Source organism: Tissierella pigra (genome assembly GCF_018917845.1).
Taxonomy (GTDB): Bacteria; Bacillota; Clostridia; order Tissierellales; family Tissierellaceae; genus Tissierella; species Tissierella pigra.
Genome location: NZ_JAHLPJ010000001.1, coordinates 3,633,279 through 3,649,882 on the forward strand (window position 1 = coordinate 3,633,279; position 16,604 = coordinate 3,649,882).

The window sequence follows — 16,604 nt, forward strand, 5'->3', positions numbered from 1 at the left end:
CCTTGAGGGACTTATTACTTATTTCCTTATTTATGTCGATAATATATAATGAATGGGTAGGAGGGATTAATATGAATCGGATAAATAGAACTGGTATGGAAAATGTTTCACCTATAGAGATTTCCCGGGCTGTAGATAAAAAAGCTGTAAAAGATACTTTTAAATTGAAATTAAATGAATTAGAACAAGAACAAATTAGAACTGAATTAAAATCCTTATACGATAAAATTGAGGAGCAATCCAATCGATTATCTGATAAATTATTTATAGACGATTTAATTTCTTATAAAAAATTAGTTAAAGAATTTCTAAATATTACAGTAAATAACTCTCATATTTTTTTCAAAGAAAACTCTCTCGATAGGCGAGGCAGACATAGAATCTACTCCTTAGTTAAAAAAGTAGATCAAGAATTAGATGAGTTGACTCAGGAATTTTTGGATTTAGAAAACAAACGATTAAACATTCTTAAAAGACTAAACGATATACAAGGAATTCTAATGGATATAATAGCATAAAATAATCGAATATTTTTTATATAGATGGGTATATTCTTTCATAGGGGTGATTAATTTGGAAGATATGATAAGAAGAATATTTTTAGCTGGAATTGGTACTTTAGCTTTAACTTATGAAAAATCTAATGAAATGATACAGAATTTAGTGGAAAAAGGTAAAATTACTGTAGAACAAGGCAAAGAATTAAACGAGGAGTTAAAAAGAGTTATAAACAATAAAGAGAATAGTAAAGATAGCAAAGAGGATTTAAAGGAAATCTTAAAGGACTTAAATCTAGCAACTAAAGAAGATATTGCTAATCTTGAGTCAAGAATCAAGGCTATTGAAAAAAACAATAATTTGGAGGGAAAATAAATACCTTGATGTTTCAAGGTATTTTTCAATATGGAGAATAATTATACTAAATTAAGGTTTAAAGAAATTATTTCTGTAGCCATTAAGCATGGGCTAAAAAACGGAATAGGAAATCCCTCAGATTTAAGGCTGGTTTTAGAGGAGTTAGGACCAACCTTTGTTAAAATTGGACAAATACTATCTACACGTTCTGATATACTACCTAAAGAATACATACTAGAATTGGAAAAGCTTCAAGATGATGTGAAGTCTGATGATTTTAATATAATGAAAGAACTTATAGAAGAAAATCTTAATGGAAATATTTCAGATGTGTTTTTAGATTTTCAAACTACACCTTTGGCTTCTGCTTCTCTTGCAGAAGTCTATTTAGCTAAACTAAAAACTGGAGAACAAGTAGTTCTAAAAATCCAACGTCCCTTTGTAAAAGACAAAATCCTAGCTGATATTCATATCTTAAAAAAACTTAGTCCTTTTATTAAATTGACAACAAAGAATGAATTCTTTGATATTAATGAAATAATTGAGGAAATTCAAGCTGCTACAGAAAAGGAACTAGATTTTTTAAATGAAAAAGAAAATATAAAGAAATTTAATCTAAATAATAAGGATATAAAATATATTAAACATATTGAAGTCTACGAAAAATATTGTACTTCTCATATGATAGTAATGGAGTACATTAGTGGTATAAAAATAGACGATATTTCCAAGTTAATAGAAGGTGGATATGATACTAAAGAAATAGCCAAAAAGCTTACTTATAATTATTTTAAGCAAGTTTTTGAAGATGGCTTTTTCCATGGAGACCCTCATCCAGGAAATATCTTAGTTCATGAGAACAAAATTGGATTTATTGATTTTGGTCTAATGGGAGATTTGAATCTAGGGCTCAAGAAGAAATTTAATCTATTTTTAGAGGGAGTGGCTACTAATAATGTGGAATTAATGACTAGCTCTATTTTGAGTATTGGTATTAAAAAAGATGAAATAGATATAAATAAACTTTATCAAGATATAGATCTGCTTTATAATACATATATAAATGAGTCTATCTATGAATATGACTTGGCTCAAATCCTAGAAGAAATTATTGTTACCTGTAGAAGAAATAAGATAGCCATGCCTAAAGACGTAGTTTTCCTTGCAAAAGGTATATTAACTTTACAGGGAGTTCTGGCTAAAATAGATAAAGATTTAAATATCATGGACATTGCAACTCCCTACTTTAAAAATAAAATTATAGAAGAAAAACTAAGGGATTTTGATTTCAATTTATTAGGGGGAAAGGTCTTATCTATTGGAAATTCATTTTTGGACCTGCCTTTGAAGCTGCTTCAACTTATTGATAGAGGTATTGAAGGAAGGCTAAAGCTTAACTTACAGTTTAAAGATATGGATGAAAACTTTAATGAAATCAATAAAATGGTAAATAGAATTATCTTCTCTGTTATTGTAGCTGGATTATTAGTAAGTTCTTCTTTAGTCATAAATGCCAATATAGGATTAAAGATTTATGGTATATCTGCCATAGGTATCGTAGGCTATTTAGGTGCAGGATTAGCTGGATTTTGGCTTTTAATATCTATACTAAAATCAGGGAAACTATAAACTAACTGTCAGTCATTTAGTTTATAGTTTCTCATTTCTACACATCTTTGAGCTAATATAACAATAGGATCTATATATTCCTTTGGAGCACCTATTTCTTCTGCTAAAAGAGGTAACTCTGTACACCCTAAAATCACTGGCATATGACTATCTTCAATATATTTATCTATAAGACCTTGAATTTCCATTGGTTCTACATTAAATTTTGAGGATTTAACGTCATATATCCAATTCATCAGAGTTTTCTTATGAGTATCATCGGGATATATAATGTCTAAATCAAATTCTTGAAATATGATTTTATAAATTTCAGATTTATAAGTCCCTTCTGTTGCAAGAAGTAAATATTTCTTGTGAGTATAATTATTTTTTAAATATTTTGCTGTTTCATATATCATATTCAATATCTTTACTTTAGTATACTTAGTTATTTCATCATAAAAATAATGAGCAGTATTACATGGTATGGCTATATAATCTACTCCCATTATCTCTAGTTTTAAAATAGATTTTATCATCTCCGTAATAGGATTTTCCCCTAGTCCTAAAATATATGCTGTCCTATCGGGTATTTCCACATTATTGTCAATAATAATATGTAAATGTTCTTGATCTTTAGTTGCAGGTGTAAGACTTATAATCTTATTAAATAAGTAACAGGTAGCTGCTGGTCCCATACCTCCCATTATTCCAAGAATCATTCTACCACCCCATAATTTTTATCTGTTTATCCTTTTTTTATATAATAATATCTTTTTAATATTATATTTAAGATATGAAAAAGCACAAAATTATATGAATATAAATTATAATTTTATGCCAAAGTGTATGGAATACTAGAATATAAAAATCATGAAGAATTAGTTCAAAATCCATAAATATTACCTTATTAATTGGATTAATTGATATTTTAAACGCCTTTACCATTATTCTGCTATGACTTGTGATTAAATCTCTATCCTCTAGATAAACAAATAAGCCAGGTCAGTTATGACCTAGCTTATTTGTTTAAAAATTTATACTAAAAACACCTCTATTATTTTCAAAATACCATCTCCCTTCTTCTATGTTAACCGGTTAATTATATTTTCTCATTTATTCTATAAAAATCATATAGAGAAAACAATTATAATAGTTTTTTACCATATACTATTTTTCTAACGGTCTCTTGACTTAGATAATACTCTTCTGATATCTTACTAATAGAAATACCATTTTGAAATAATTTGATAATATCTTTATTCCTTTCTGCAAGGGCTTCTTTAGAACCTGTCAATTGACCCCAACTCAATCTGTTGCTAACCTTAGGTATATATATTAGTCCTCCATCAATATGCTTTTGAACCTCTTCCAGCAAATGAGGTGGCAATACTTCTGCTGCATTTTTGTAACTCAAATATCAGTACCTCCCATAAAAAAGTATTAGATTGACAAATGTAAATTTCACATTTATTCACAATACCCACCTCCCTTAGTATATTTTTTAATATTATCTATTATATTTTAGAATAATATTTACAATGATCTTTCATTCTAATTTCTCTTCTGCCTTCAGCCTTAATATATACATCCCATTCATTATACTGAGCTGATAACCTAATTCTATCATTTATTGTATAAGAATAATATGGAAAAAACAATTATAATAATTTTTCCCCTTGAATTTAAAAAATTTTTCTTATTACTAGAAACTATTACGTTATCTTATCTTTCAAATCTCTCCCGATAATCATTTTATCTATTTCAGCTAGGTTTTGGCTTTTAATATCTATACCAAAAGCGAAGAGACTATAATGGTTTATAGTTTTAATGTTCTAAATTAGGGTATTTAAATAACTAAGTCATAAACTAAAGAGAGGAGATGGAATATGGATAAAAACAAGAAATTAACCACAGTCACAGGTGCACCAGTGGCTAATAATCAAGACTCTATGACTATAGGTCCTAGAGGTCCTATGGTACTGCAAGATGTTTGGTTTCTAGAAAAACTTGCTCATTTTGATAGAGAGGTTATTCCAGAAAGAAGAATGCACGCTAAAGGCTCAGGAGCCTTTGGAAAGTTTACAGTGACAGATGATATTACTAAATACACAAAGGCAAAATTATTTTCAGAAATAGGTAAAGAAACTGAAATATTTGTACGTTTTTCTACTGTTGCAGGTGAAAGAGGAGCTGCTGATGCTGAAAGAGATATTCGGGGATTCGCAATAAAGTTTTATACTGAAGAAGGAAACTGGGACTTGGCTGGTAATAACACTCCAGTATTCTTTTTTAGAGATCCTCTCAAATTCCCTGACTTAAATCATGCAGTAAAACGTGATCCTCGTACTAACATGAGAAGTCCTACAAACAATTGGGATTTTTGGACTTCACTTCCTGAAGCATTACATCAAATAACAATTACCATGAGTGACAGAGGAATACCAAAGTCCTATAGACATATGCATGGATTTTCTTCTCACGCCTATAGTTTTATCAATGCTGAAAATGAAAGGGTTTGGGTAAAATTCCATTTTACAACTCATCAAGGTATAGAAAATCTAACAGATGAGGAGTCAGCTACAATAATTGCAAATGATAGAGAAAGTCATCAAAGAGATTTATATGAATCAATTGAAAAAGGTGATTTCCCTAAATGGACAATGTATGTTCAAATAATGACTGAAGATCAAGCTAATAGTATGCCATACAATCCTTTTGATTTAACAAAGGTTTGGTATAAAAGTGAATATCCTCTAATAAAAGTTGGCATATTAGAGTTAAATAAAAATCCTGATAATTATTTCCAAGATGTAGAGCAATCAGCTTTTAATCCTGCTAGTGTGGTGCCAGGAATAAGTTTCTCTCCTGATAGAATGCTTCAGGGAAGACTATTTGCATATGGAGATGCACAACGCTATAGATTGGGAGTTAATCATCATCAAATCCCTGTTAATTATCCAAAGGCAGTTAAAGACTATAATAGTTTCCATAGAGATGGACAAATGAGAGTTGATGGCAACCATGGTTCAAAATTGCACTATGAACCTAATAGTTATAATGAATGGCAAGAGCAATCTGAATATGGTGACCCAATTGAAATGACTTCTGGACATATTATGAGATTTGATTTTAGAGAAGATGATGATGACTATTATACACAGCCTGGTAAGCTCTTTAGATTAATGACCCCAGAAAAACAACAAGCTTTATTTGAAAATACAGCTCGAAATATGGAAGGCGTTCCTGAATTTATAAAGATGAGACATATAGAAAATTGTCTAAAAGCAGATCCAGCCTATGGTGAAGGTGTGGCAAAAGCAATGGGTATAAGTTTATCTTCCAGTACAGAATAATATAAACATATGAATATAACCTTTTTGAAACCTATTTATGTAAAAAACTTGGTACAATTATTAATAATTGTACCAAGTTTTTATTTAATCAATATTATTTACTTTAAATTTAAAATCTTCTCCATCACATACTACTAGAATATTATCCTTATCTTTCAAATCTCCTCTAATAATCATTCTACCTATTTCAGTTTCCAAATGTTTTTGTAAAAATCGCTTAACTGGTCTTGCACCATATTGTATGGAATAGGCTCTGTCTAAAATAAAGTCTTTTGCTTCATCTGTTAATTCTATAGAAATCTGCCTATCTTCTAGTCTATGACGGATTTCCTCTATTTGAAGGTCTATTATTTTAAATATCTCTTCCCTTTGTAATGGTTTAAACATTACAATTTCATCTATACGATTCAAAAACTCAGGTTTAAAAGTTCTTCTCATTTCATTCATTACTTTATCTTTTGCATACTCATCTATACTGCCATCTGGTCTGATTCCTTCTAATAAATAAGATGAACCTAAGTTGGAAGTCATTATAATAACTGTATTTTTGAAGTCAACTGTTCTACCTTGATTGTCAGTTAACCTTCCGTCATCTAATACTTGTAAAAGTATATTAAATACATCTGGATGGGCTTTTTCTATTTCATCAAATAAGATTACTGAATACGGTTTTCTTCTTACAGATTCAGTTAATTGACCACCTTCATCGTATCCAACATATCCAGGAGGTGCTCCTACAAGTCTAGATACAGAGTGTTTTTCCATATACTCGGACATATCTATCCTTATAATATTTCTCTCATCATCAAATAATGTGGTAGTTAAAGCTTTAGATAGTTCTGTCTTACCTACTCCTGTAGGACCTAAGAATATAAAAGATCCTATTGGTCTATTTATTTGTTTCATTCCTGCCCTAGCTCTAATTACTGCATCTACTACGGATTCCACAGCTTCATCTTGCCCTATTACTCTTTTATGAAGTATTTTATCTAAGGATAACAGCTTTTCTCTTTCTGTTTCTACCAGTTTAGACACTGGAATTCCTGTCCATTTAGCCACTACTTCTGCTATTTCTTCTTCGGTAACTTCTTCCTTTAACATTCTTTCTTCTTTTTCGTTTTTCTCATTGACAGATTGTAGTTTCTTCTCTAATTCTGCTAAAGTTCCATATTTCAATTGTGATAATTTTTCTAAATCATATTTTCTTTCTGCTTCTTCTATTTCCCTTTTTACTCTATCTATTTCTTCTTTTATATCTTTAATATTTGATATACTCTTTTTTTCATCTTCCCATTGGGCCTTCATTATATCGAACTTTTCCTTAGAATCTGATAATTCTTTCTCCAGTTTTTCTAATCTTATTTTTGAAGCTTCATCAGTCTCTTTCTTTAAAGCAGATTTCTCGATTTCCAGTTGTAGTATCCTTCTTCTTATTTCATCAATTTCCACAGGCATAGAATCTATTTCGGTTCTTATCATGGCTGAAGCTTCGTCCATTAAGTCTATTGCCTTATCAGGTAAAAATCTATCAGATATATATCGGTCGGATAAAGTTGCTGCAGCTATTACAGCACCATCTGATATTCTTATTCCATGATGGATTTCATATTTTTCTTTTAATCCCCTAAGAATTGATATGGTGTCCTCAACTGTTGGCTCCTGAACTAATACTTTTTGAAATCTTCTTTCTAAAGCTGCATCTTTTTCAATATACTGTCTATATTCATCTAAAGTAGTAGCACCTATTGTATGAACCTCTCCCCTTGCAAGCATTGGCTTCAAAAGATTTGAAGCATCCATAGCTCCATCAGTTCTTCCTGCGCCTACTATATTGTGAATTTCATCTATAAACATTATTATTCTACCTTCTGATTTTTCTATTTCAGACAAAACTGCTTTTAATCTTTCTTCAAATTCACCTCTATACTTTGCTCCGGCAATTAATGCTCCCATATCCAATGCAAATATGGTCTTATCCTTGAGTCCCTCTGGAACATCTCCGTTAACTATTCTAGAAGCTAAACCTTCTACTATGGCTGTTTTACCTACTCCAGGGTCTCCTATTAAAACAGGATTGTTTTTAGTTCTTCTAGATAATATTCTAATTACATTTCTTATTTCCCCATCTCTGCCGATTACGGGGTCAATTTTGCCTTTTCTGGCATCTTCTACTAGATCTCTTCCAAATCTAGTCAATGCCTCATAAGTAGACTCTGGATTGTCAGAAGTAATGGTTTGATTTCCCCTTATTTTCTTTAACGCCTCTAAAAATCTTTGTAGATTTATATTATATTTATTAAATATCCTTTCAGATGCAGAACCTTTTTCCTTTAAAAGTGATATATAAATATGCTCTACTCCTACATATTCATCTCCAAATTTCTTAGCCTCTTCTTCTGCATTTAATAAAATCTTTGTATATACTCTACTAGGATACATAGAACCTCCACCACCAGATTGCTTAGGAAGTTTTTCTATTTCTCTTTCAACATCTATTCTAACCAGTTCAGAGTCTTCTCCCATTAAAGATACTACTTTAGGGATTAATCCCTCATTTTGTGTCATTAAGCCATAGTGAATATGGATTTCTTGTAACTCTGGATTTCCATTTTTTATGGCTATATTTTGTGAATTTTGTACTGCTTCTAAAGACTTCTGAGTAAATTTATTTAAATCCATATTATATACCTCCTTGACTACTTATTATCTTTACTAATATTTTTTAGTTTTTCATATAATTTGATTTCTTCTTCTGTAATATTATTTGGACTTACTATATTTATTTCTACATATAAGTCTCCCCTATTATCTTGCATATCCTTATATCCTTTTTTAGGTATTCTAATTTTCTTTCCTGACGAAATTAACTTTGGAACATCGATTTTAATTTTTCCATCTAGGGTGTTTACTACTACCTTTTCTCCCAATACAGCTTCCCAAGGTAGTAAATCTACTTTAGATATTATGTCCAGTCCTTCCAGTTTATTTCTTTCATCTTCCATAAAATTAATTTTAAAGAGAATATCTCCATTAATGCCCCATTTTTCACCTTTAACTTTTAATTTTTTCCCAGGCAATATTCCCTTTGGCACCTTTACTGATATATTTTTATTTTCGCCACCAACATTAAGATTTATATCTTTCTGGATTCCATTATAACCTTCTTCAATAGTTATATTTAGTTCCGATTCGTAAGAAGGACTTTGCTTCTTAGTTGCTTTCCTACTGCCAAACAAGTTACCTAAATCAAAACCTCTTTGACTGCCACCTCTTTGATTTCCGCCCATTCCACCAAAAAACATATTAAAAAAATCACTAAAATCCCCATCTGTTGTAGTATAGGTATATCCTCCTGATCCACCAAAACCATATTGGGATGGATCAAAATTTTGACCATTAGAAAAATTATATCCCGAACCAAATTGATCATACATCCTTTTCTTTTCTTCGTCTCCTAATACTTCATAGGCTTCATTTATTTCCTTAAACTTTTCCTGTGCCTTATTATCATTTGGGTTTAGATCTGGATGATACTTCTTAGCTAAACTTCTAAAGGACTTTTTTATTTCATCTTGACTTGTATTTTTATCAACACCAAGTATTTTATAATAATCTTTATATTCCATAGAATCTTCTCCCTTTTTATAATTAAATGATTCAACCTTATTTGACTTTCCTTGACCTTTAACTTAATTATACATTTTTCACTGAAAAAATCAATATAATAACAATATAATTAGTTAATTTTTTTCCTTTTTTATTACTCTTCACAGTTAATAAAAAAATAATAAAAATACACACTGATTACGCTCAAATAATGCAAACTGCTTAAAATCTTTTTTGCTTATGGCAACTCAAAAATTAAATCCTGTCTGCAAATGTCCTCTCAGTATTTTTATTATTTTTCAATATAACTGTGAATTATAAACTTTCTTCTAAGTCTTCTTCTTTATGATATTCTATTATTAATTTATCAAGCTCTTGACTTATTTGCAATATTTCTACTTTATTGTTGGACTTAACTACCTGATGTAAATGTTCCCTTAAATTATTAATTTTATTCTTCATTTTTTTCCTCCAAATAAATTTTATTACATTTATTATATAATAAAACATACTTGCAATACAATACTTTTTATGCAAATAGGCAATTATATTTATATGCCATTAGCCAATTTAGTTAAGACCCAGAAACGTATACATTATTATTGAGGTGGCGAAAATGAATGATTCAAAAAAGACATTAAACTACAAAGATGTAGGATTGAGAATTAGATTAGAAAGAGAAAAATTAGGATTATCTAGAGAAAAGTTTGCTGAATTAGTTGGATTATCATCATTTTATATTGGTCAACTGGAAAGAGGAGATCGTAAAATGAGTGTAGATACCTTAGTAAATATATCCAGTGTTTTAAATATCTCAGTAGACTATCTTCTATATGGTTATAACTATTATATGGAAAATATAAGTATTTCGGAGGCATTTAATGATATTTACAAGGTATCCGTTGACAATGAACTCAAAGAATTATTGAACGTATTAGAAGGTAGTTCTAAGGAACAAATATCTCTTTTAAAGGATATTTATAAACTTATTTTACCTTCTATTAAAAAGTAAGGTCATACTTTGACCTCCCCTGACTTTTATTAAAATTGTAAAACTGATTTAATGGAAAATCAACTTTATTGCAGCTTCTTTTTATTTAATTTTTCTTCTTCCTCTAAATGGTATTTTACAATAAGTTTATCCAGTTCCTCACTTACTTGAATGACTTCCTTATGGTTATCATTTTGAAATTTCATTTCTTTATACAACTTTTCTCTAATCTTATTAATTTCGTTTTTCATATTATCCCCCTACATAAAATCATATAGTTTAAATTATACGTTAAAACCTATGTTCGTTCAATAGATTTCTTTCTATTATATTAGAAAGGTTTTGACAAAATAAAACAACTTAATATAATTAAGTTGTTTTATTTGTCTTATTTTTTTATTTTATATATTTATCTATGATATTTATTATCTCATCTATTTTCTCTCCGCCTTGTTCTTCACCTTCTAAAATAGCAGTAATTACACAAGATCTTATATGACTATTTAGTATATCTATATTTGCCTTTTTTAACAATCCAATTGCAGATAGAATCTGTGTAGAAACATCTACACAATATCTATCGTCTTCAAGCATTTTTATTATTCCATCTATTTGACCTCTAGCTGTTTTCAGTTTAATAGCGGCTTTTCTTTTTCCCTCATTCATTAAATCACTACTCTCTATTTTATTTCTATTAAATCATATCCTGCATCTTCTATTGCATCTTTTATAAGAGTATCATCTAAACTTTCTCCCTCTACCTCTACTGTTTTAGTTGATAAATCAACTTCTACTTTTGTTACTCCAGATAATTCATTTAATGCGTTTTTTACAGCTTTTTCACAATGTCCACAGGACATTCCTTCTACTAATAAAGTTTTTTTCATTTTTTTCTTCCTCCTCTATTTTATAAATAACTATGCACGAAATTTCTTTAGTCTTAATGAATTTGTAACTACTGAAACTGAACTAAAGGCCATAGCTGCACCTGCTATCATTGGATCTAGAAAACCTAAAGCCGCAAAAGGTATTCCTATGGTATTATAGAAAAATGCCCAAAATAGATTTTCTCTTATGGTTTTCATAGTTCTATGACTTAGTTTAATGGCTGTTACTACTCCAGATAAATCTCCCCTCATAAGGGTTATATCTGCTGCCTCCATAGCAACATCTGTACCAGTTCCTATGGCAAATCCCACATCTGCAGCAGCTAAAGCTGGTGCATCATTTATACCATCTCCAACCATTCCTATATGCTTTCCTTCTGATTTAAGCTTTTCTACTACTTCAGCCTTATTCTCTGGTAAAACTTCTGCTAATATATTCGTTATACCCACTTCTTTAGCTATGGCCTTAGCTGTTCTCTCGTTGTCTCCCGTTATCATATAAACTTCTAATCCCATGGATTTCAACTGTTCTATTGCCTTTTGAGATGTTTCTTTTATTTGATCTGCCACAGCTATTATTCCAGATAATTTATTGTCTATGGATATTAGCATTGCAGTTTTACCTTCTTCTTCTAATCTTAGTAAGTCTTTTTCTCCTTCTGATATGGAAATATTATTATCTCCCATTAGTTTTCTATTTCCAACTAGTATCTCTTTGTCTTCAAAAATTGCCCTAAGTCCTTTTCCTGGTATTGCTGCAAAATCTGTGGGAATAGATAGTTTAAGCAATTCTTCTTCACCTTTTTTTACTATAGACTGACCTAGTGGATGCTCTGAAGTTTTTTCTACTGATGCAGCTATTCTAAGAATTTCTTCTTTCTCTATTTCTGTAATAGAAACTATATCTGTTACTTCAGGTTCTCCTTTAGTTATTGTACCTGTTTTATCAAATACTATTGTATCCATTTTATGAGCTCTCTCTAAATGTTCTCCTGATTTAATTAGTATACCATTTTCTGCACCTTTACCAGTACCTACCATAATAGCTGTAGGTGTTGCTAATCCCAATGCACAAGGACAAGCTATTACTAAAACTGCGACTGCATTTACAAGCCCTATATTGAAGTCTCCTTTAATAAAATAGAATCCTACAAATGTAAGTAATGCTATAACAACAACTACTGGTACAAATATTCCAGATATTTTGTCTGCCAATCTTTGTACTGGTGCTTTAGAGCCTTGAGCATCTTCTACTAATTTTATAATTTGAGATAATACTGTATCCTTACCTATTTTAGTTGCTCTAAATTTAAAAGCACCATATTTATTTATTGTAGCCCCTATTACTTCATCATCTACTGATTTATCTACAGGAATACTTTCACCTGTAAGCATAGATTCATCTACTGAGGAATTTCCCTCTACTATAATTCCATCAACTGGTATTTTTTCTCCTGGTCTAACAACTATAATATCTCCTATTTCTACCTTTTCTATAGGTATATCCATTTCTACTCCATCTTTTATAACCTTTGCTGTTTTAGGCTGTAAACCCATTAGTTTTTTTATGGCTTCAGAAGTCTTTCCTTTAGCCACAGCTTCAAAGGTTTTTCCTAAAAGAATTAAGGTTATAATAACTGCTGAAGATTCAAAATAATATTCATGAACTCCTGTTAATAAATTATATATACTATAGAAGTAAGCTGCCGATGTTCCCATGGATATAAGCACATCCATATTAGCCCCCCCACCTCTTAAAGCATTATATGCTCCCTTATAAAACCTATAGCCTATTATAAACTGCACAGGAGTTGCAAGGGCTAATTGAAACCAACCATTACTTAATATATTGTGAATTCCAGCCATATGAAAAAACATTGCAGAAAATAAAGGTATACTTAATATGGCTGAAATGATGAAGGATGTTTTTAAAGACTTTATTTCCTTTTCTCTCATTTCTTTTTCCCTATCTAAATCTCTCTCTATTTCTATTTCTGCTTTATATCCTGCTTTTTCTACAGTCTTAATTAAAGTTTCTTCATCTGTTAAGCCAGATAAATATTCTACTGTTGCTTTATTTGTTGATAGATTAACTGTAGCCTTAACCCTCTCTAGTTTATTAAGAACCTTTTCTACCCTAGTGGAACAAGCAGCACAAGTCATTCCTTCTATAATTAAAGTTTTTTTAACTAGAGGAACTTCATATCCTGTTTTTTCTATTACCTTGATTAAATTCTCTGGTTTGACTTTATTAGGGTCAAACTCTATATTTGCCTTATTGGAAAGTAAGTTTACTGCTACAGACTCTACTCCATCTTGTTTGCCTAGAGATTTTTCTACTCTAGCAGAACAAGCTGCACAAGTCATTCCAAGTACATCTATACTTATCTTTTTAGTTTCCATTATATCACTCCTTTTTATCCCACCCCCACGGGGGGGGTGTATTTTTATTATATTAGTATTCTTGAATTCTGTCAACAAAATTATTATTTATTAATATTTATTTACTTATTCACGTTATATATGAAATACATATTGCATTTATGTACTAAATCATTTATAATAGAAATATTAATGATAATTATTATCAATATCGTATATACATATATGAAAGGATGATATTATGAGCAGTTCATCTTTAGTTTCCTTAAAACCCAAAGAATGTGGAAGAGTTAAAGAGATTTCAGGGTGTTGTAAAGCAAAAAAAAGATTATATGAATTGGGGCTTCATAAAAATGCCTGCGTCAAGGTTGTAAAAAATGATTTTGGTCCTATTATTATCAACTTATCAGGTAATAAATTGGCTTTAGGTCGTGGACTGGCATCCCATGTATTTATTGAACATTAAATAGTGACTGATTTTGAAGGGGGAAGTCGTTTGAATACAATAGCACTTGTTGGTAATCCAAATAGTGGAAAAACAACTTTATTTAATGCACTAACAGGCTCTAACCAACACGTTGGAAACTGGCCTGGGGTTACTGTGGAAAAAAAAGAAGGAAAGTTTAAATATAAAGGTAATCAGTATAATGTGGTGGATCTTCCTGGAACATATAGCCTCGGAGCATATTCAGAGGATGAAGTAGTTGCTAGAGATTATATTTTAAAGGGAAATCCAGATATTGTAATCAATGTAGTAGATGCCACTAATATAGAAAGAAATCTTTATCTAACAACTCAATTAATGGAAATGGGAGTAAAGGTTATTATTGCTCTCAATATGATGGACGAGGCTAAGCAAAAAAATATCGAGATAAATCTAGATAAATTGTCTAAAGAACTAGGGGTTCCCATAATACCCACTGTTGCAGCTAAAAGCCAAGGCCTTGATCTTTTAATAGATAAATCCATTGACTCTATAAAAAAAGAAAAATATTCTAATAAATCTTTTAGTTATGGAAAGGATATTGATAGTGAGATAAATGAAATAGAAAAAATCTTAGATAACTTAGATTTACAATATCCTAAAAAATGGATAGCAGTAAAGCTTTTAGAAGGAGATAAAGAAATTTATAGCCTTTTATCAAAAAAAGCTTCCCAGCCTATTAAAGACAGATTGATAGATATAGAGGAAAAATCTAGTGAATATGAACTTGAAATAGTAGACAAAAGATATGAGTTTATTGGAAATATAGTAAATCAATCTATTAAAAAACCTTCAGAAGAAAGAGAAACTGTAACTGATAAAATAGATAAAATTGTTACTCACAAGTATTTAGGAATACCTATATTTGCTTTAATTATGTTTTTAGTATTTCAGCTAACTTTTGTTATAGGTCAGGATTTACTTGGAGGATATGTAGCAGATGCTATTGAATCTATGGGAGAGTTTGTAGTCTCCTTATTGGAAAATATCAACTCACCTGAATGGATAATTTCTTTCCTTTCAGAAGGCATATTTGGTGGAGTAGGAGCTGTATTTGAATTTGTTCCCCTTATTATGGTCTTATACTTTTTCTTAGGTATATTAGAAGATACAGGATATATGGCAAGGGCTGCTTATATAATGGATGGATTTATGAGACGCCTTGGTCTTCATGGGAAAAGTTTTATTTCAATGATTATAGGATTTGGTTGTAATGTACCTGGTATCATGTCTACTAGAACCTTAGATAACAAAAAAGATAGAATGATTGCATTATTAATTAACCCATTTATGTCTTGTGGAGCTAGGCTTCCTATTTATTTAGTATTTATAGCTGCATTTTTTCCAAGTCATGGAGGAATCGTATTATTTACACTTTATGCTTTGGGAATCATTATGGCTTTAATAATGGGTAAAATATTCTCAAAAACATTATTTAAAGGTGAGTCCTCTCACTTTATAATGGAGTTGCCACCTTATAGATTGCCTATATTTAAATATGTATTAAAAGATATGTGGAGTAAAGTCTGGGACTTCCTACACAGAGCTGGAACTATTATATTCTTTGTAGTATCTATTCTATGGGTGTTATCTGTATTGCCATTTGGAGTAGAGCCATATAGTCAAGAAAGTATTTTAGGTAGAATAGGTACTATTTTATCACCTATATTTATACCTGCTGGATTTGGTACTTGGCAAGCCACTGTTAGTTTATTTGCAGGAATCGCTGCAAAAGAAGCTGTTGTTGCAATCCTTGGAATGGTTTATGCAGGTGTAAGTGAAGGTACTGCTCTTGTTTCTGCCATACAAAATGTATTTACACCATTAACTGCCGTATCCTTTATGGTAATGGTTCTTTTATACACTCCTTGTGCCGCAGTAATAGGTACTGTAAAGCATGAAACTAAATCAATTAAATGGGCAGCTTTTATGGCTATATATCCATTTGTAATGGGCTGGATATTATCGGTTATTGTATATCAAGTTGGAAGCCTATTAGGATTTTAGGAGTTGATAGTATGCTTAAAGATGTTTTAAAGGAGTTGTCAGAAATTAGAGTTCTTTCCACTTCTTTAATAGCAAAAAAGTTAAATACATCAGAAGCCTTAGTAGAGGAAATCATCCAACAACTATATCGTATGGAGTATATTAAAAATGATGAAGGATGTGCTACCTCAGATGTTAAATGTAGTAGCTGTGCATATAAATCTATGTGTACAAGTACACCAATAAAAACCATAAGTATTACAGACAAGGGAAAGACATTACTAAAAAAACTTTAAGAAAATTTCTTAAAGTTTTTTTTAATATTATGTTTAAAATAAAATTTCTGGGTATAATATGAATACATACATCAGCAAGTTATATTGATAAAGCAGTATTTTGATATAGCATGATGTATGTATAAAATAGATAGAACTTTAGCCTTAAACCTA

At 30.4% G+C, this 16,604-nt stretch carries 17 protein-coding genes; 8 read left to right on the forward strand and 9 right to left on the reverse strand.

What is annotated here, in order from left to right; all coding sequences use genetic code 11:
* Window positions 1-71: 71 nt before the first annotated feature.
* From KQI41_RS17585 to KQI41_RS17595, 3 genes are all read left to right on the forward strand, one after another.
* Window positions 72-518, forward strand: coding sequence for a YaaR family protein (locus tag KQI41_RS17585; RefSeq protein ID WP_154441368.1), 447 nt, complete (start codon window positions 72-74; stop codon window positions 516-518).
* Between the two features lie 64 nt (window positions 519-582).
* Complete coding sequence (locus tag KQI41_RS17590; protein ID WP_244971177.1) at window positions 583-873, forward strand: phasin family protein; 291 nt, start codon at window positions 583-585, stop codon at window positions 871-873.
* Between the two features lie 30 nt (window positions 874-903).
* A complete protein-coding gene (locus KQI41_RS17595) occupies window positions 904-2,484 on the forward strand; it encodes an ABC1 kinase family protein (RefSeq protein WP_216585857.1) in 1,581 nt (526 codons plus the stop codon).
* A gap of 8 nt (window positions 2,485-2,492) precedes the next feature.
* On the opposite strand, the gene cuyB is transcribed toward KQI41_RS17595, so the two are convergent.
* Both cuyB and KQI41_RS17605 read right to left on the reverse strand, forming a co-directional pair.
* Window positions 2,493-3,185: a cysteate racemase gene (gene cuyB / locus KQI41_RS17600; RefSeq protein ID WP_154441362.1), complete on the reverse strand. Its 693-nt coding sequence runs from the start codon at window positions 3,183-3,185 to the stop codon at window positions 2,493-2,495.
* Between the two features lie 425 nt (window positions 3,186-3,610).
* Window positions 3,611-3,880, reverse strand: coding sequence for a CD3324 family protein (locus KQI41_RS17605; protein ID WP_154441360.1), 270 nt, complete (start codon window positions 3,878-3,880; stop codon window positions 3,611-3,613).
* Between the two features lie 472 nt (window positions 3,881-4,352).
* Between KQI41_RS17605 and KQI41_RS17610 the strand changes: the two genes are divergently transcribed.
* Window positions 4,353-5,819 (forward strand): catalase, encoded by a 1,467-nt coding sequence (locus KQI41_RS17610; protein WP_216585858.1) that lies wholly within the window; start codon window positions 4,353-4,355, stop codon window positions 5,817-5,819.
* Window positions 5,820-5,903: 84 nt separating this feature from the next.
* Here KQI41_RS17610 and clpB read toward each other — a convergent pair whose 3' ends face one another.
* The 3 genes from clpB to KQI41_RS17625 all read right to left on the reverse strand — a co-directional run bounded on the left by clpB (window position 5,904) and on the right by KQI41_RS17625 (window position 9,887).
* Window positions 5,904-8,498 (reverse strand): ATP-dependent chaperone ClpB, encoded by a 2,595-nt coding sequence (clpB, locus tag KQI41_RS17615; RefSeq protein WP_216585859.1) that lies wholly within the window; start codon window positions 8,496-8,498, stop codon window positions 5,904-5,906.
* 17 nt (window positions 8,499-8,515) lie between these two features.
* A complete protein-coding gene (locus KQI41_RS17620; protein ID WP_216585860.1) occupies window positions 8,516-9,445 on the reverse strand; it encodes a DnaJ C-terminal domain-containing protein in 930 nt (309 codons plus the stop codon).
* Between the two features lie 295 nt (window positions 9,446-9,740).
* A complete protein-coding gene (locus tag KQI41_RS17625; RefSeq protein ID WP_216585861.1) occupies window positions 9,741-9,887 on the reverse strand; it encodes an aspartyl-phosphate phosphatase Spo0E family protein in 147 nt (48 codons plus the stop codon).
* A 154-nt stretch (window positions 9,888-10,041) separates the two neighbouring features.
* Here KQI41_RS17625 and KQI41_RS17630 point away from each other — a divergent pair, with 154 nt between their 5' ends.
* Window positions 10,042-10,437, forward strand: a complete 396-nt coding sequence (locus tag KQI41_RS17630) for a helix-turn-helix domain-containing protein (RefSeq protein ID WP_216585862.1) — start codon at window positions 10,042-10,044, stop codon at window positions 10,435-10,437.
* Between the two features lie 65 nt (window positions 10,438-10,502).
* Here the strand turns inward: KQI41_RS17630 and KQI41_RS17635 are convergent, their stop codons facing one another.
* From KQI41_RS17635 to KQI41_RS17650, 4 genes are all read right to left on the reverse strand, one after another.
* Window positions 10,503-10,667: an aspartyl-phosphate phosphatase Spo0E family protein gene (locus KQI41_RS17635; RefSeq protein WP_154441348.1), complete on the reverse strand. Its 165-nt coding sequence runs from the start codon at window positions 10,665-10,667 to the stop codon at window positions 10,503-10,505.
* Between the two features lie 145 nt (window positions 10,668-10,812).
* Entirely contained in the window at window positions 10,813-11,082 is a 270-nt protein-coding gene (locus KQI41_RS17640; RefSeq protein ID WP_154441346.1) for a metal-sensing transcriptional repressor, read from the reverse strand.
* Between the two features lie 14 nt (window positions 11,083-11,096).
* The gene (locus tag KQI41_RS17645) at window positions 11,097-11,303 is read right to left on the reverse strand and encodes a copper ion binding protein (RefSeq protein ID WP_216585863.1); all 207 of its coding nucleotides are present in this window, start codon (window positions 11,301-11,303) and stop codon (window positions 11,097-11,099) included.
* Window positions 11,304-11,333: 30 nt separating this feature from the next.
* Window positions 11,334-13,706 carry a heavy metal translocating P-type ATPase gene (locus KQI41_RS17650; RefSeq protein ID WP_216585864.1) on the reverse strand — a complete coding sequence of 791 codons (2,373 nt, stop codon included), beginning with the start codon at window positions 13,704-13,706 and terminating at the stop codon, window positions 11,334-11,336.
* Window positions 13,707-13,926: 220 nt separating this feature from the next.
* Between KQI41_RS17650 and KQI41_RS17655 the strand changes: the two genes are divergently transcribed.
* From KQI41_RS17655 to KQI41_RS17665, 3 genes are read left to right on the forward strand one after another with little or no spacing between them, the layout of a single operon-like run.
* Window positions 13,927-14,151: a FeoA family protein gene (locus KQI41_RS17655; protein WP_154441340.1), complete on the forward strand. Its 225-nt coding sequence runs from the start codon at window positions 13,927-13,929 to the stop codon at window positions 14,149-14,151.
* Window positions 14,152-14,181: 30 nt separating this feature from the next.
* Window positions 14,182-16,176, forward strand: coding sequence for a ferrous iron transport protein B (feoB, locus tag KQI41_RS17660; RefSeq protein WP_154441338.1), 1,995 nt, complete (start codon window positions 14,182-14,184; stop codon window positions 16,174-16,176).
* Window positions 16,177-16,187: 11 nt separating this feature from the next.
* Window positions 16,188-16,451 carry a hypothetical protein gene (locus KQI41_RS17665; RefSeq protein ID WP_154441336.1) on the forward strand — a complete coding sequence of 88 codons (264 nt, stop codon included), beginning with the start codon at window positions 16,188-16,190 and terminating at the stop codon, window positions 16,449-16,451.
* Window positions 16,452-16,604 lie beyond the last annotated feature (153 nt).

Excerpts from the sequence above, each read along its gene's own strand:
- KQI41_RS17610 (WP_216585858.1), top strand. The coding sequence starts at position 4,353 with ATGGATAAAAACAAGAAATTAACCACAGTCACAGGTGCACCAGTGGCT.
- KQI41_RS17630 (WP_216585862.1), top strand. The coding sequence starts at position 10,042 with ATGAATGATTCAAAAAAGACATTAAACTACAAAGATGTAGGATTGAGA.
- KQI41_RS17655 (WP_154441340.1), top strand. The coding sequence starts at position 13,927 with ATGAGCAGTTCATCTTTAGTTTCCTTAAAACCCAAAGAATGTGGAAGA.
- KQI41_RS17650 (WP_216585864.1), bottom strand. The coding sequence starts at position 13,706 with ATGGAAACTAAAAAGATAAGTATAGATGTACTTGGAATGACTTGTGCA.
- KQI41_RS17595 (WP_216585857.1), top strand. The coding sequence starts at position 904 with ATGGAGAATAATTATACTAAATTAAGGTTTAAAGAAATTATTTCTGTA.
- KQI41_RS17665 (WP_154441336.1), top strand. The coding sequence starts at position 16,188 with ATGCTTAAAGATGTTTTAAAGGAGTTGTCAGAAATTAGAGTTCTTTCC.
- KQI41_RS17585 (WP_154441368.1), top strand. The coding sequence starts at position 72 with ATGAATCGGATAAATAGAACTGGTATGGAAAATGTTTCACCTATAGAG.
- KQI41_RS17645 (WP_216585863.1), bottom strand. The coding sequence starts at position 11,303 with ATGAAAAAAACTTTATTAGTAGAAGGAATGTCCTGTGGACATTGTGAA.
- clpB (WP_216585859.1), bottom strand. The coding sequence starts at position 8,498 with ATGGATTTAAATAAATTTACTCAGAAGTCTTTAGAAGCAGTACAAAAT.
- KQI41_RS17640 (WP_154441346.1), bottom strand. The coding sequence starts at position 11,082 with ATGAATGAGGGAAAAAGAAAAGCCGCTATTAAACTGAAAACAGCTAGA.
- KQI41_RS17625 (WP_216585861.1), bottom strand. The coding sequence starts at position 9,887 with ATGAAGAATAAAATTAATAATTTAAGGGAACATTTACATCAGGTAGTT.
- KQI41_RS17620 (WP_216585860.1), bottom strand. The coding sequence starts at position 9,445 with ATGGAATATAAAGATTATTATAAAATACTTGGTGTTGATAAAAATACA.
- KQI41_RS17635 (WP_154441348.1), bottom strand. The coding sequence starts at position 10,667 with ATGAAAAACGAAATTAATAAGATTAGAGAAAAGTTGTATAAAGAAATG.
- KQI41_RS17590 (WP_244971177.1), top strand. The coding sequence starts at position 583 with ATGATAAGAAGAATATTTTTAGCTGGAATTGGTACTTTAGCTTTAACT.
- cuyB (WP_154441362.1), bottom strand. The coding sequence starts at position 3,185 with ATGATTCTTGGAATAATGGGAGGTATGGGACCAGCAGCTACCTGTTAC.